The sequence below is a fragment of the Lacrimispora sanguinis genome, assembly GCF_044987295.1.
Lineage (GTDB): Bacteria > Bacillota > Clostridia > Lachnospirales > Lachnospiraceae > Lacrimispora > Lacrimispora celerecrescens_B.
Window position 1 is genome coordinate 4713245 of sequence record NZ_CP173277.1, and the last position, 14291, is coordinate 4727535.

12 protein-coding genes are annotated in these 14291 nt (G+C 44.4%); 10 read left to right on the top strand and 2 right to left on the bottom strand.

Annotation, left to right across the window (positions count from 1 at the left end; translation table 11 throughout):
* From ACHZES_RS21785 to ACHZES_RS21825, 9 genes are all read left to right on the top strand, one after another.
* Positions 1 to 2463 (top strand): glycogen/starch/alpha-glucan phosphorylase, encoded by a 2463-nt coding sequence (locus tag ACHZES_RS21785; protein ID WP_038279963.1) that lies wholly within the window; start codon positions 1 to 3, stop codon positions 2461 to 2463.
* A gap of 104 nt (positions 2464 to 2567) precedes the next feature.
* Positions 2568 to 3488, top strand: coding sequence for a SpoIID/LytB domain-containing protein (locus tag ACHZES_RS21790; RefSeq protein ID WP_395546630.1), 921 nt, complete (start codon positions 2568 to 2570; stop codon positions 3486 to 3488).
* Between the two features lie 130 nt (positions 3489 to 3618).
* The gene (locus tag ACHZES_RS21795; RefSeq protein ID WP_404820271.1) at positions 3619 to 3978 is read left to right on the top strand and encodes a hypothetical protein; all 360 of its coding nucleotides are present in this window, start codon (positions 3619 to 3621) and stop codon (positions 3976 to 3978) included.
* Positions 3979 to 4034: 56 nt separating this feature from the next.
* On the top strand, positions 4035 to 5201 hold the full coding sequence (locus ACHZES_RS21800; RefSeq protein ID WP_395546633.1) for a S8 family peptidase: 1167 nt from the start codon (positions 4035 to 4037) through the stop codon (positions 5199 to 5201).
* Between the two features lie 110 nt (positions 5202 to 5311).
* The gene (locus tag ACHZES_RS21805) at positions 5312 to 6067 is read left to right on the top strand and encodes a peptidoglycan DD-metalloendopeptidase family protein (RefSeq protein ID WP_395546634.1); all 756 of its coding nucleotides are present in this window, start codon (positions 5312 to 5314) and stop codon (positions 6065 to 6067) included.
* A gap of 203 nt (positions 6068 to 6270) precedes the next feature.
* Positions 6271 to 6717: a CBS domain-containing protein gene (locus ACHZES_RS21810; protein ID WP_038279959.1), complete on the top strand. Its 447-nt coding sequence runs from the start codon at positions 6271 to 6273 to the stop codon at positions 6715 to 6717.
* A gap of 383 nt (positions 6718 to 7100) precedes the next feature.
* Entirely contained in the window at positions 7101 to 8531 is a 1431-nt protein-coding gene (locus tag ACHZES_RS21815; protein WP_038279957.1) for an ABC transporter substrate-binding protein, read from the top strand.
* 72 nt (positions 8532 to 8603) lie between these two features.
* On the top strand, positions 8604 to 9587 hold the full coding sequence (locus tag ACHZES_RS21820; RefSeq protein ID WP_038279955.1) for a carbohydrate ABC transporter permease: 984 nt from the start codon (positions 8604 to 8606) through the stop codon (positions 9585 to 9587).
* Positions 9580 to 10422, top strand: coding sequence for a carbohydrate ABC transporter permease (locus tag ACHZES_RS21825; protein WP_038279953.1), 843 nt, complete (start codon positions 9580 to 9582; stop codon positions 10420 to 10422). The genes ACHZES_RS21820 and ACHZES_RS21825 overlap by 8 nt, the downstream gene beginning before the upstream one ends.
* On the opposite strand, the gene ACHZES_RS21830 is transcribed toward ACHZES_RS21825, so the two are convergent.
* Both ACHZES_RS21830 and ACHZES_RS21835 read right to left on the bottom strand, forming a co-directional pair.
* Positions 10412 to 11326 carry an AraC family transcriptional regulator gene (locus ACHZES_RS21830; RefSeq protein ID WP_038279951.1) on the bottom strand — a complete coding sequence of 305 codons (915 nt, stop codon included), beginning with the start codon at positions 11324 to 11326 and terminating at the stop codon, positions 10412 to 10414. The genes ACHZES_RS21825 and ACHZES_RS21830 overlap by 11 nt on opposite strands.
* 38 nt (positions 11327 to 11364) lie before the next feature.
* A complete protein-coding gene (locus ACHZES_RS21835) occupies positions 11365 to 12771 on the bottom strand; it encodes an EAL domain-containing protein (RefSeq protein ID WP_395546635.1) in 1407 nt (468 codons plus the stop codon).
* A 173-nt stretch (positions 12772 to 12944) separates the two neighbouring features.
* On the opposite strand from ACHZES_RS21835, the gene ACHZES_RS21840 reads away from it, so the two are divergent.
* Positions 12945 to 14279, top strand: coding sequence for an FAD-dependent oxidoreductase (locus ACHZES_RS21840; protein WP_038279950.1), 1335 nt, complete (start codon positions 12945 to 12947; stop codon positions 14277 to 14279).
* Positions 14280 to 14291 lie beyond the last annotated feature (12 nt).

Below are 14291 nucleotides of genomic sequence, written 5' to 3' on the forward strand. Positions count from 1 at the left end.
ATGAGTATGGGATTTGATAAGGAGATCTTTAAGAAAAGTGTTCTGTTTAACATGAAGAATGTATTCCGTAAGACGGTTGATGAGGCTACTCCGGAGCAGATGTACCAGGCAGTGGCCTATGCAGTAAAAGATGTTATCATAGATGAGTGGATTGCAACCCATAAGACATACGAGGAACAGGATGTAAAAACCCTGTATTATCTGTCAATGGAATTCCTTATGGGCCGTACTTTGGGCAATAACATCATAAGCATTATGGCTCAGCCGGAAGTAAAGGAAGTTCTTGAAGAACTGGGCTTTGATTTAAACACCATAGAGGACCAGGAGCCGGATCCGGCTCTTGGAAACGGGGGGCTGGGCCGTCTTGCGGCCTGCTTCCTGGATTCCCTGGCAACCCTCGGGTATCCGGCCTATGGCTGCGGCATAAGGTACCGCTACGGCATGTTCAAACAGAAGATAGAAGGCGGATATCAGGTGGAAATTCCTGATGACTGGCTGAAAAACGGTTATCCATTTGAACTTCGCCGCGCCGAATATGCCACAGAGGTAAAATTCGGCGGCTATGTCAATACGGTACGGGAAAACGGAAGAGAACGTTTTATCCAGGAGGGATATCAGTCTGTCCTGGCAGTTCCCTATGATATGCCCATCGTAGGATATGGAAACAATGTGGTGAATACCTTAAGGATCTGGGATGCCCAGGCCATCAACACCTTCAGTCTTGATTCCTTTGACAGGGGAGACTACCAGAAGGCAGTGGAACAGGAAAACCTGGCGAAAACCATCGTAGAGGTCCTTTATCCCAACGACAACCATTATGCAGGAAAAGAACTCCGTTTGAAACAGCAGTATTTCTTTATTTCCGCCAGTGTACAGAGGGCGGTTATGAAGTACATGGAAAAGCATGAGGACATACATAAGTTCTTCGAAAAGACGGTTTTCCAGCTGAACGATACCCATCCCACTGTGGCGGTACCGGAGCTTATGAGGATTCTTCTTGATGACTACAGCTTAAGCTGGGATGAAGCATGGGAGATCACGACAAAGACCTGCGCCTATACAAACCATACCATTATGTCGGAAGCTCTGGAAAAATGGCCCATTGAGCTGTTTTCCAGACTGCTTCCAAGAATCTATCAGATCGTAGAAGAAATAAACCGGAGATTCCAGCAGAAGATCATGGAGATGTATCCCGGAAACCAGGGAAAGCTTCGGAGTATGTCCATTATTTATGACGGTCAGGTCCGCATGGCCAATCTTGCCATCGTGGGAGGCTTCTCGGTAAATGGTGTTGCAAGACTTCATACAGAAATCTTAAAGAACCAGGAGCTAAAGGACTTCTACCAGATGATGCCGGAGAAATTCAACAATAAAACCAACGGCATTACCCAGAGGCGGTTCCTTCTCCATGGAAATCCCCTTTTGGCTGAATGGGTGACGAGAAAGATCGGAGACGACTGGACCACCAATCTGCCTCATATACACCGACTGGCAATCTATGCCGATGACCCCAGGTGCCGGCAGGAGTTTATGGATATTAAATACCAGAACAAGGTTCGCCTGGCAAAATATATTAAAGAGCATAACGGCATCGATGTGGATCCCAGATCCATGTTTGATGTGCAGGTGAAGCGTCTCCACGAATATAAGCGGCAGCTTATGAACATCCTGCACGTCATGTATTTGTATAATCAGCTAAAAGATAACCCAAACCTTGATATGGTTCCCAGAACCTTTTTGTTTGGTGCAAAGGCGGCGGCAGGCTATGAGCGTGCAAAGCTGACCATAAAGCTGATCAATGCGGTGGCTGATGTCATTAACAACGACAGAAGCATCGGCGGTAAGATCAAGGTTGTTTTTATTGAGGACTATAAGGTTTCTAATGCAGAAATCATCTTTGCTGCGGCGGATGTAAGCGAGCAGATATCCACGGCAAGCAAGGAAGCCTCCGGAACCGGAAATATGAAATTCATGTTAAACGGCGCCCTGACCCTTGGAACGATGGATGGAGCCAATGTGGAAATTGTAGAGGAAGTGGGATCGGAGAATGCCTTTATCTTTGGCATGTCCTCCGACGAGGTGATCCGCTATGAGAACGAGGGCGGATATAATCCCATGGAGATTTTCAATAATAACTACGAGATCCGCAGAGTGCTGATGCAGTTGATCAACGGTTATTATTCTCCTCAAAACCCGGAACTGTTCCGCGATATTTATAACTCCTTATTAAATACTCAGAGCAGTGACCGTGCGGATACGTACTTTATTTTAAAGGATTTCCCATCCTATGCAGAGGCCCAGCGCCGGATCGATCAGGCGTATCGGGATGAAGCGTGGTGGGCGAAGGCTGCTATTTTAAATGTTGCCTGCAGCGGAAAATTTACCTCAGACCGGACCATCGAAGAATATGTAAAGGATATCTGGCATTTAGAGAAGGTAAAGGTAGAACTGGAAGAAGTATAAGATTGTAAAAACGTTCCGGAAGTGATTCCGGGGCGTTTTTTTGCATATATTGAACAAGAGTTTTGAACAAGGGTTTCAGTCATTGAGAGGATGGTGATTACGGAATGACAAAAAAAGCGGTTATGGCGTGCATCCTTGCGCTGTTGTTTCCATATATAATTACAATGGCCTGGACGGGAAAGATCGAGGAGAAGAAAGAGTTTCCCGTCATCACCAGCGGAAAGAAGATCATTCTGGACCGGAAAAACGGAGAGACCTATATGGATGTGGAAGAATATCTCCCAGGCGTGGTGGCAAAGCAGATGCCGGCCGATTATGGCAGGGAGGCTTTAAGGGCTCAGGCGATCATTGCCCGGACATACATCTACGGAAAAATGAACGGGCAAAATGAAGTGAAGGAATCGGAACTGCACATGGAATATTTAGAGGAACAGCAGATGGAAAAGCTGTGGGGAAGCGAATCCTTTGTTGCCAGCTATCAGGCTGTGGAAAATGCGGTCCGGTCTACCACGAATATGGTCATGATGTACGACGGGAAGCTGATTGATCCCTTATTCCACAGGGCAAGCACCGGAAAGACCAGGGCAGGAGATGAAAACCATGGGTATTTGCAGGCGGTTGCCTGTCCCAGGGATGTGGAAGCAGAAGGGTATCTCACCATGATTTCATATAAGAAAGAAGATTTTGCAGATAAAATCAATCAGATTTCCGGAGACGTACCGGTAAAGGCGGATCAGATCCCGGGAAGCATTCAGATCGTTCTCCGGGATGAGGGGGGGTACGTGGGGCAGATCCAGATTGGTACCAAGGTCTATACGGGAGAGGAAATCCAGAGGGTCCTGGGACTTCCATCCGCAGCTTATGGTTTTGAAGAATATGAAGAGGGAGTCCGGGTGGTTTGCCAGGGAATCGGGCACGGATACGGCATGAGCCAATATGGAGCCAAGTGCAAAGCAGAGGAAGGCTGGACTGCCGAACAAATTCTCCCCTATTTTTATAAAAATATTATTTTAGATTCTAAATAAGTAATGGAGGGCATTATTAAGCCACAATATTATCATTTAGGAGGGGGGCATTAATATTAATGATGAAAATTATTTAGACCTGATAATAAGCAATTCTTTCGCAGATTTGTATCGAAAGTATGGGAGTTCAGTGGCGATCAATGACAGGTATTCTATCATTCATGTGCCGGTGAGCGGATTTTCCATGTGCTTACTCGGAAATCAGACATACACTAGTTTTCCGCTTCTTTATACACTGAATTCTACGATTAGTCTGGAAAAATCCGGTGTTTCGGCCGTTCAGCACAACCCTAATTTTTCTCTGTTTGGTCGTGGAATATTAATAGGTTTTGTTGATACAGGAATTGACTATGAGCACAGGGCATTTCGTAACTCGGATGGAACTACCCGGATCTATTCTATTTGGGACCAGACACTGGAAGGAGGGTCTCCTCCCCAGGGATTTAACTTGGATCAGAATATAAAAAGCATCAAATTAATATTGCACTGAGTGCCACCGCCCCTACCACCATCGTACCCACCAGGGATGATAATGGACACGGAACCATGCTGGCCGGAATCGCTGCCGGAACCCCTAATCTGGCTGAAGAGTTTCAAGGAGTTGCGCCTGAAGCGGAACTTGTGGTTGTAAAACTGAAACAGGCAAAGGAATATAACCGGAAAATCTTTTCTGTCAGGAATGACATTGACTGCTATCAGGAATCAGATATTATAATGGGGATAGAATATATCCGTACTGTGGCCGAGCAGCTTAGCAGGCCGCTGGTTCTGTGTATTGGAGTCGGTACAAGTCAGGGGGGGCATAATGGATTTGGAATGTTTTCAGAATATATAAACAATTTGGCGACTTATCACGGTATATCGCCTTGCATTTCCGCCGGGAACGAAGGAAATAACAGAAGACATTTCCGGGGAGACCTTATGTCGCCTGATTTCTACAGGGATTTTGAATTACACATCGGAGATCATGACCCTGATTTCTTCTTTGAACTCTGGAATTATTCTCCGTTCCGGATGACCATTAGGCTTACTTCACCAACCGGCGAAACTACGCAGGATATTTATCCGCGTTTAAACGAATGCCTTAAATATACTTTTATTTTTGAGCCCACCATACTTTACGTCAATAACTTTGTCTTGGAAGAAGATACAGGAGCCCAGCTCATCATTATGCGCTTTCAGCAGGCTAAGGCAGGCTTATGGAGGATAAGAATTATTAGTATAGACTCACAACCGTCCATTTTTGATGCATGGCTGCCTTCGGGCTCCATTATATCTCAGGATACCTTCTTTCTTGAATCAACCCCGGAAATCACTGTGACGAATCCGGGAAATACCAGATATACGCTTACCGTAGCCGCTTACAATCAATTCAATGACAGCATTCTGATCGATTCAAGCAGAGGCTATACGGTATCCGGTCTGGTTGTCCCGGATCTTGTTGCTCCTGGGTACCAGATTACATGTCCTCTGCCAGGTAACCGTTACGGCAGTGCCACAGGTACGGGAGCTGCAGCTGCACATGCCTCCGGTATTGTTGCTATGTACATGGAGTGGGCGATCAACCGGGGAAATTATACAGCTCTTACAGGAAGAGAAATCGGCCGTCTTATGATACGAGGAGCCACCCGGAGTGCCGCCATCTCCTACCCAAATTCCATATGGGGATACGGACGCATTAGTATACTGGGTGTTTTCGAAAACTTAAGATAAAAACCTTGTCCGATTGACTTGAGTAATTACGCTCTATTTATTTGAAAATTTTTCTTTTATTTCTGAATAACTCTTTCACTCTTGGTAAGAATATTATCGAGGTGATAAACGTGAAGGAGAAAATAAGTCAATTGTTCAAGGATAAAGTATTCCTTGTCCTGTTGGTTCTAGGCCTGCTGACTATAGTTGCTGCAGCAGGAGTCATTACCATTCAAAGAGGAAATGGTGGAGGAGAAAGCCCTTATCTGCAAGTACCAGATCAGAGCAACATGATTGTTGAAGAATCAGTCCCCCAAGAAACACAAGTAGCTGTTGCAGGAGACTCCAATGCAACGATGGAAGAAGAAATGCAGGTAGCTGATTCCAATAAAGCTTCTGCAGCTCAGGAAACACAGGCTCCGGCAGTCAAGACCGGAATAGACAAAAACGCGGCAAAGTCTCTGGTACTTAATTTTAATGATGCCACCAGAATGACCTGGCCAGTACGCGGAAATGTCATTTTAGACTACAGCATGGACACCACAATCTATTTCCCGACTCTGGACCAGTATAAATGCAATCCAGGGCTTGTGATCCAGGGTGATGTAAGCACTCCGGTTGTGGCTCCCGCCAATGCAAAAGTGCAGAAAATCGGCTCCAATGAAGAAATTGGAAGCTATGTTGTCTTAAGTATGGGCAACAATTATACAGCTATCTGCGGCCAGTTAAAAGAGCTGCAAGTTGTAGAAAATGAATATGTCAAAGAAGGGCAGGTCTTAGGCTATGTAGCCGAGCCTACCAAATATTATTCCGTGGAAGGTGCCAACGTATACTTTGAATTGACACATGATGATAAGGCCATTGACCCACTGGATCAAATGCAATAAGCCAAATAAAGGAAATCTCAGGAAAATGTTATAAAAAAATAATAAAATGTTCATACGTGATTAAGAGTCATCTGCTATACTATAACCGATCAGTCAAATACCACAGCAAACTGTGGAGTATTTGACCCCGTGGGCAGCCGCCAATGTCAAGTTAGCTTGGCCTTGGCTCTTTGCCTTCACGAGAATCAACGGGGAGTGTGGCTATGAACATACTATTTTTTTTAACACCTAAGAATGAGGTGGCTTATATTTTTGAGGATGAATCTCTGCGCCAGGCGCTTGAGAAGATGGAGTATCACAAATACTCTGCAGTGCCCGTAATAAACAGACGGGGTAAATATGTTGGGACAATAACAGAAGGGGACATGCTTTGGGGAATCAAGAACAAATTCAATCTTAGTTTAAAAGAAGCAGAGCAGGTTACGGTAGCTGCCCTTGACAGAAGGTCAGATAACCGTCCGGTATATGCGGATTCCAATATGGAAGATCTGATTGATAAGGCATTAAACCAAAATTTTGTGCCGGTTGTTGACGACCAAAAGAATTTTATCGGGATCATTACCCGCAAGGATGTCATCCGTTATTTTTACAACAAGTCTATGGAAGTACAGCAGCCGGTGACAAACTGCCAGACTGCAGCCATTCAATAAAATTAAAAAAGCATTTTCCGCCAAATAACTGGCAGAAAGTGCTTTTTTTATTTAAAAACGCCTTTCTAATACTCGATTTTTGAAACCTATTGGAATTTAGAGCATTTCTTGCTATGTAGAAAAGCTGCAGAATAATAATTTTGAGGACAAATTAAATATAGAAAGTTGTAAAAATAGAGTTTAATAATTATAAATACACAAAAAAATTACATTGTATAAAAAAATATCTCTATAAACTAAAACAATAATTTTATGTCATAAAGCAATTTCTGTACATTAAAAAGCAAGATTTGTAAAGCGAAAAGACATCTTGTATGATACACTGAATTTACAAGTCAACACAGAAAGTTTTTTGCTGAATATGAAAAGGAGGAGGAATAAACATGAAAAAACGGTTTATTATGCTGGCGGGTGTATGTATGCTGGCGGGGGTGTTATCGGGGTGCGGCAGCGGTGTTAAGAGCGGATCCGCAGAAACGGGGGCAAAGAACGAATCTACAGAAACGGTAGCAAAGAGCGAATCCACGGAAAAGGCAGAAACAGCGGAACCTTCCGGAAAAAAGGTGATTAACGTCTGGGCATTTACGGATGAAGTGCCTAAAATGATCGAAAAATATAAAGAGTTGCATCCGGATTTTGATTATGAAATCAATCCTACGATCATTGCTACAACGGACGGCGCTTACCAGCCGGCACTGGATCAGGCACTGGCGGCAGGCGGAGCCAATGCACCAGACCTTTATTGTGCAGAAGCCGCATTTATACTTAAATACTCACAGGGAGATGCCAGTCAATATGCGGCTCCTTACGAGGACCTGGGAATTGATGTAGCCGCTAAAGTGAAGGAAGCGGACATTGCCAAGTACACCATGGATATAGGAACCAATCAAGATAACAAATTGGTTGCTTTAGGATACCAGGCCACAGGCGGCGCATTTATTTACCGCCGTTCCATTGCAAAGGATACTTGGGGAACCGATGATCCTAAGGAAGTCGGCGCTAAACTGGGAGCCGGAAGCAATAGCTGGGATTCATTTTTTAATGCTGCAAATGATTTAAAAGCCAAAGGCTACGGGATCATATCTGGTGACGGCGATATTTGGCATGCAGTAGAAAACAGCTCTGATACAGGCTGGATCGTAGACGGGAAACTGAACATTGACCCGAAGCGGGAAGAGTTTTTGGATCTGTCCAAGAAGCTGATGGATGGAGGACTTCACAACGATACCAGAGACTGGCAGGATGCCTGGTTTGCAGATATGAAGGGACAGGGCTCCAAACCGGTTTTGGGCTTCTTTGGACCTGCATGGCTGATCAATTATGTTATGGCTCCTAACTCCGGCGGCGAGAAAATCGGAGAAGGAACTTTTGGTGACTGGGCAGTATGTGAATCCCCAATCGGTTTCTTCTGGGGCGGCACATGGGTAATGGCAAATAAGGACTCTGAAGTAAAAAAAGCGGTTGGTGACATTATTCAGTGGATCACTCTGGATACTTCCGAAAACGGCTTGCAGTACATGTGGGCAAACGGTACCATGAATGATGCGGGAACAAAGGACACCGTGGCTTCCGGTACAGTTATGTCCAAATCCGACGGCTCTATTAACTTCTTAAACGGACAGAATATGTTTGACGTATTTGTTCCGGCAAATAAGTATGCAAAGGGTACAAACCTGACACAGTACGATGAAACCATTAATATGTATTGGAGAGATCAGGTGCGGGAATACACCGCAGGAAACAAGAGCAGAGAACAGGCGATTAAGGATTTCAAACAGCAGGTAGCGGATAATCTGGATGTCACCGTTGAATAAATAATTTTGAGCGGGCAGGAGGGGAGGATCTTTCTTCTTGTCCGCCCGATTGCGTTGAATGGAGGAACTTACATGAAACGAAAGCATTCTGGTTATGCGAAATGGGGATACATTTTCTGTTTACCCTTTACCATTGCATTTCTGATTTTCACGTTATATCCGATTATTTTTACTACTGTCATTGGGTTTACGGATTGCAAGGGATTGGGTACGGTAAAGTTTCATTTTCTAGTGGATGACCCTTTTTTAAACTTTAAAAACATTTTGGCAAATCCCTCGTTCCAGAAATCATTTCGGAACACGATAGGCATGTGGATATGCAACTTTATTCCTCAGATTGGTCTGGCCCTGCTTTTAACGGCGTGGTTTACGGATAACCGGAATCACATCAAAGGAAAAGGACTATTTAAGGTATTGTTTTATATGCCAAACATTATTACTGCAGCTACCGTCGCCATTCTGTTCAACGCCCTTATCGGATATCCCATGGGACCGGTCAATGATATTTTGATGACATTAGGGATTACGGACCAGCCAATCAATTTTCAGGTCAACAAAGCCGTGGCAAGGGGAAGCGTATCATTTATTCAGTTCTGGACTTGGTATGGCTATACCATGATTATTTTGATTTCCGGTGTACTGGGAATCAGCCCTGAAATCTTTGAATCCGCTGAGGTAGATGGGGCAAGCCGGATCCAGACCTTTTTCTATATCACAATACCAAACTTAAAGACCATTCTGCTGTTTACATTAGTAACCAGTTTGATTGGCGGCTTACAGATGTTCGATATTCCAAAGCTGTTTTTACTTGGAGGACCGGACAATGCCACCTTAACTACCAGCGTATTTATTTATAATCAGGCATTTAGCGGCAGTTACTTATACAACCGGGCTTCCGCCGCCAGTATGATTATGTTTATCATTATTTGTGCCGCATCTGCAGTTCTGTTTTTTACTATGAGGGATAAAGACGAAGCGGAATTGGAGAAGCTGACCAAACAGCAGGAACGGGAATATAGGAAAATGCAGAAGGAACGGAGGAAATCACATGAATAATAAGCGCGGCTCATTGATATTGAAAGTCATTATTTACGTGGTGTGTGTGTTTCTTGCAATCTTAAGCATTGCCCCGTTTTACATAATGATAATCAATGCCACCCGTTCTACGGTACAGATCCAGCAACATGCAATTTCGCTTCTTCCTTCTACTTATATGATGAAGAACATCGCTATTTTGTTGGGAAAAAGCTTTAATCCTGCCAATGGCTTTGTGAATTCCCTTATTATTTCCACAGGTGCAACTCTTTGTGCGGTTTATTTCTCCAACATGACCGCATACGGGCTGGTGGTGTACAACTGGAGATTCCGCAGACCATTTTTCAGTTTTATTATGGCGATTATGATGATTCCGGCGCAGATAACGATGATCGGTTTTTATCAGATGGTTTACCGGATTCATATGACGAACAATTTCCTCATGCTCATTCTACCGGCCATTGCCTCTCCTTCCATGGTGTTCTTTATGAGGCAGTATATGCTGCCCTCTTTATCAATGGAAATCATTCAGGCTGCACGCATTGATGGGGCAGGAGAGTTCTATATTTTTAACCGAATTGCCATGCCGATTATGAAACCGGCCATTGCAACACAGGCGATCTTCTGCTTTGTGTCCAGCTGGAACAACTTGTTTACTCCTCTGGTACTTTTAACAGATCAGAAGAAGTACACCATGCCCATTATGGTAAGCCTGCTTCGCGGGGATATTTATAAGACAGAATATGGTTCTGTCTATATGGGGCTGGCTTTGACGGTGCTGCCCCTCATTGTGGTCTATTTGATTCTTTCCCGCTACATTATTTCCGGTGTTGCACTGGGAGGCGTTAAGGGATAGAGGAAAGGGAAAATTGGCTGCGAAACTCGGTGGGATTGTATTTTGTATACTTTTTAAAGCACCGGCTAAAGGAAGCAGGATTGTTGAACCCGGTTTGGAAGGCAATTGAAGTGATCGATTCACCGGCCAGCAACATTTCCTGAGCTGCCTGAATGCGTTTGCGGCTTAAATAATCATAAAAAGTAGAGTTGGTATGTTCTTTAAACAGGCGGGAAAAATGGTACTTGGAAAAACCGATATAGGAGGCCATTTTTTCTAATGTCAAGTTCTCACCGTAATGGGTGTCAATATAGGACAAAAGGCCTGTGAACTTCTGGTAATACTCATAATGTTTTTCTTGAGAGGTTTGTGAATTGGCGGAGAGGGCGTGATAGTACTCTCCGCCAATTGTCGTCAGGATATTGATCAGGATCGCATAAATAGAGTATTCCCAAAAGATCCCGCTTGGAAAATAGATGTCGTTAATCTCCATGAAACCGGAATAGATCCGTTCATAAATCCTGCCATGGTTTTGTTTGTTCATAAGACAAGGTTCTAACAGGACTACATCCAGAAAGGCAGAATCATAGAAACTGGACAGGGGCTCCATATTAAACATGTAAATAAAGCGGGAACCGCCGGTAGCCGGAAGTATCTCATGGATGGAAAAGCGGGGGATAAAGAGAATGTCGCCTGGATGTAAGGTGAAAGACTTTTTGTTGATGATGACGGTATATTCATTTTCCACCGGTATGAGAATTTCCAATGCACTGTGCTGGTGAGGTGCATAGCCTTCCATTTGAATATTATGCCAGATACGGATATTGGAATTAAGGGAATATTCAACGTTTTCTAACAGGCCCTCCACTTGTCTGCCCTGGAAGGAATGGTCGTCGGGCCGTTGGTAGTATACGGATTTAGTCATATGGGGGTCCTCCTTCCTGCTTATCGCTGTTTATGTAATTATACTGAATTTTTCTTAAAGTTTCCACTGGAAGATTCGCTTAATCTCCCCATTTTTTCCTTTTCCGCTGCTAAGAGCTGCTGGGATTCTGTTAAGGAAGTGCCGAGGATCTTTAACAGAGTATCTTTTTCCAAGGTAGGAGAATAATAAAATCCCTGTTGGTAATTGCAGCCGGCTTCTGTCAGGATTTGGACCTGATTTTCCGTCTCCACACCTTCGGCGATGATGGTCATATCAAGATCTCTTGCCATCCGAACCAGTCCCTCAATCACGGACCGGGATCTTGGATTCGTCTCAAGCTGCCACACGAACAGGCGCTCAAGCTTTAAGGTGTCCACCGGTAGATCCAGGATCGAGGAGATTCCGGAGTGGCCGGATCCGAATTCATTGAGGATGATCTCCACGCCCATTTCCTGCAATTGCTGAAGGGTCACATTGATGTTTAAATAAGCCATGATCAGGGCACTTTCCTGGATCTCCAGAGCAAGTTTTCCCGCAGGTATGTGGTAGGCCTCCATCATGCGCTTCACTTCAAAAAGGAAATCTTCCTGTAAAAAAAGAACGGGAGAAATAGGCAGGGCAATGGAATCAAATTCACAGCCAGATTCAAGCAGTCCAAAGATGCACTGGGCCGCTTTTTCCAGAGCATAGTATTCAATGGCCCGGATCTGCCCGGAATCCTCTGCAACAGGAAGAAATTCGCTGGATCCGATTAACCCAAGGCCTTTAATAAAGATGCGCATATAAAGCTCGGCCCGGGTAAAAGTTCCTGTATCAATGTTGAGGGTAGGGCGGTAACGGACTTCCACCTCTTCCTTTTGCAGGGCTGTTTTTAAATAATGGGCAATGGTCTGGCGCCGTATAAGCTGTTTCTGCAAAGCACTGTCAAAGACGACCGCCTGATTGGGACCTCCATCTTCCGCCTTTATAACGGCCAGATCCAGACACTTTAACATCTGATCCGGAGAATCGGCATGACCAGGATAGGAGCAGATGCCCATCTGTGCAGAACATAAACAATCGGTCCCGTTTATCTTCCATACACGGTCAAACCTTTCTGCAATCTTCTCCGCAAGCCCATAAGCCTGTCCCTGGGTGTATTGATCCAGTATGATGATATATTCTACGCCAATATAATGATAGACGTCTTTTCCTGTCAGTTCTTTTAAATATGTAAGGATCTGTTCCAGAAGGTTTTCACAGTATTCATAACCAAATACCTGGTTCAGCCGTTTAAAATTCTCGATATGAAGCTTTAGCACAGCGCCCCGTTCCACGGAGCCCATTACCTGGCTTAGATGCTTTAAACAAGCTTCCCGTTCCGGCTTGCTCTCTAAAAAAATATCTTCTAAAACACGACCATCTGTCTCTGTTTGCAGGGCTGTTTTCTTACTAAACCAATTCATATGGATCCCCTTCCTTTTATCGGCTGTTTGATTTTATTGTATTATAAAAGCATATTGAAATCAAGAAATAATTGGAAGAGAGAAAACAGGCATTAAACTGGAAATAGAGAGAATAATAAGGATAAATAAACATTTTTTTTATATGTTAGATGTAAAGGCAAGAGGTGGAAAAAATGAAATCAATCTGGACAGAATCAGCCAGAATTCCTGGCCGGAACCCATTAACAGGCAACAAACGGACAGAGGTGGTAGTAATAGGAGCCGGAATGGCCGGAATCCTTACTGCTTTTTATCTGCAAAGGCATGGGCTTCATGTTGTGGTGCTGGAAGCGAACCGCATAGGAAGCGGGCAGACGGGATTTACAACGGCGAAAATCACATCCCAACATAATCTGATTTACGAAAAGCTGGTACGAACAACTGGAGAGGAAACGGCAAGGCTGTATGGAAAGGCGAACCAGCTGGCAGTGGAAGAGTACGGAAAACTTATCAGACGTTATAACATACAATGCCATTATGAACAAACGGATGCGTATCTATATTCGGTGCAGGAGTCTGAGGTGCTTTCAAGAGAGGCGGAGTGGGCTGCCAGGCTTGGACTTCCGGCTTCCTTTGTCAGGGAGACCGGGCTTCCTTTCTCTGTGCATGGAGCGGTTCGTTTTACCGGACAGGCCCAGTTTCATCCTTTGGAATTTTTAAGAGATATATCTGCGGGGCTTACGATTTTTGAGAGGACAAAGGTTCTCAAGGTTCAGGGGCATGAAGTCGTGACGGATAAAGGGGTGGTAAAGGCGGAAAAAGTAGTATTTGCCTCTCATTATCCTTTTGTCAATTTCCCGGGATTTTATTTTGCCAAAATGTATCAGGAAAAAAGCTACGTTCTGGAGCTCGAACCGGTCAACTCTTTAAAAGGCATGTATCTTGGAATTGACGAAAGAGCATACTCGTTTCGGAATGCCGGTGATAAGCTTCTGTTGGGATATGGAAGTCACAGGACTGGAAAAGCACCAAAGGAAAACCCCTTTACTACCATGAAACGGGCGGGGGAACATCTATTTCCGGAGGCAAAGGAAATCGGAAAATGGACGGCCCAGGATTGTAAGACTTTGGATGGAATTCCCTATATCGGGCCATTTTCTTCCCTAAGGCCAGATTGGTATGTCGCAACAGGCTTTGGAAAATGGGGCATGAGTTCTTCCATGGTGGCAGCGAAAATACTGAGTACCCAGATAGTAGGAAGGAAAACTCCCTATGATGAAGTGTTCTCTCCCAAAAGACACCATTTTAAGGCAGCAGCCGGCACATTGGTTTCCCACGGCATGCAATCAGTGAAAGGGCTTTCAGCCGGAACCGTGCCAGGAGCCGTAAACTGTCCCCACATGGGCTGCCGTCTGGTATGGAACCGGTATGACAAGCGCTGGGAATGTCCATGCCATGGATCTTCTTTTGAAATTAATGGAAAAATTTCAGCAGGCCCTGCACAACAGGGTATTCCTTTCATAGATTGATATTAGAAACTT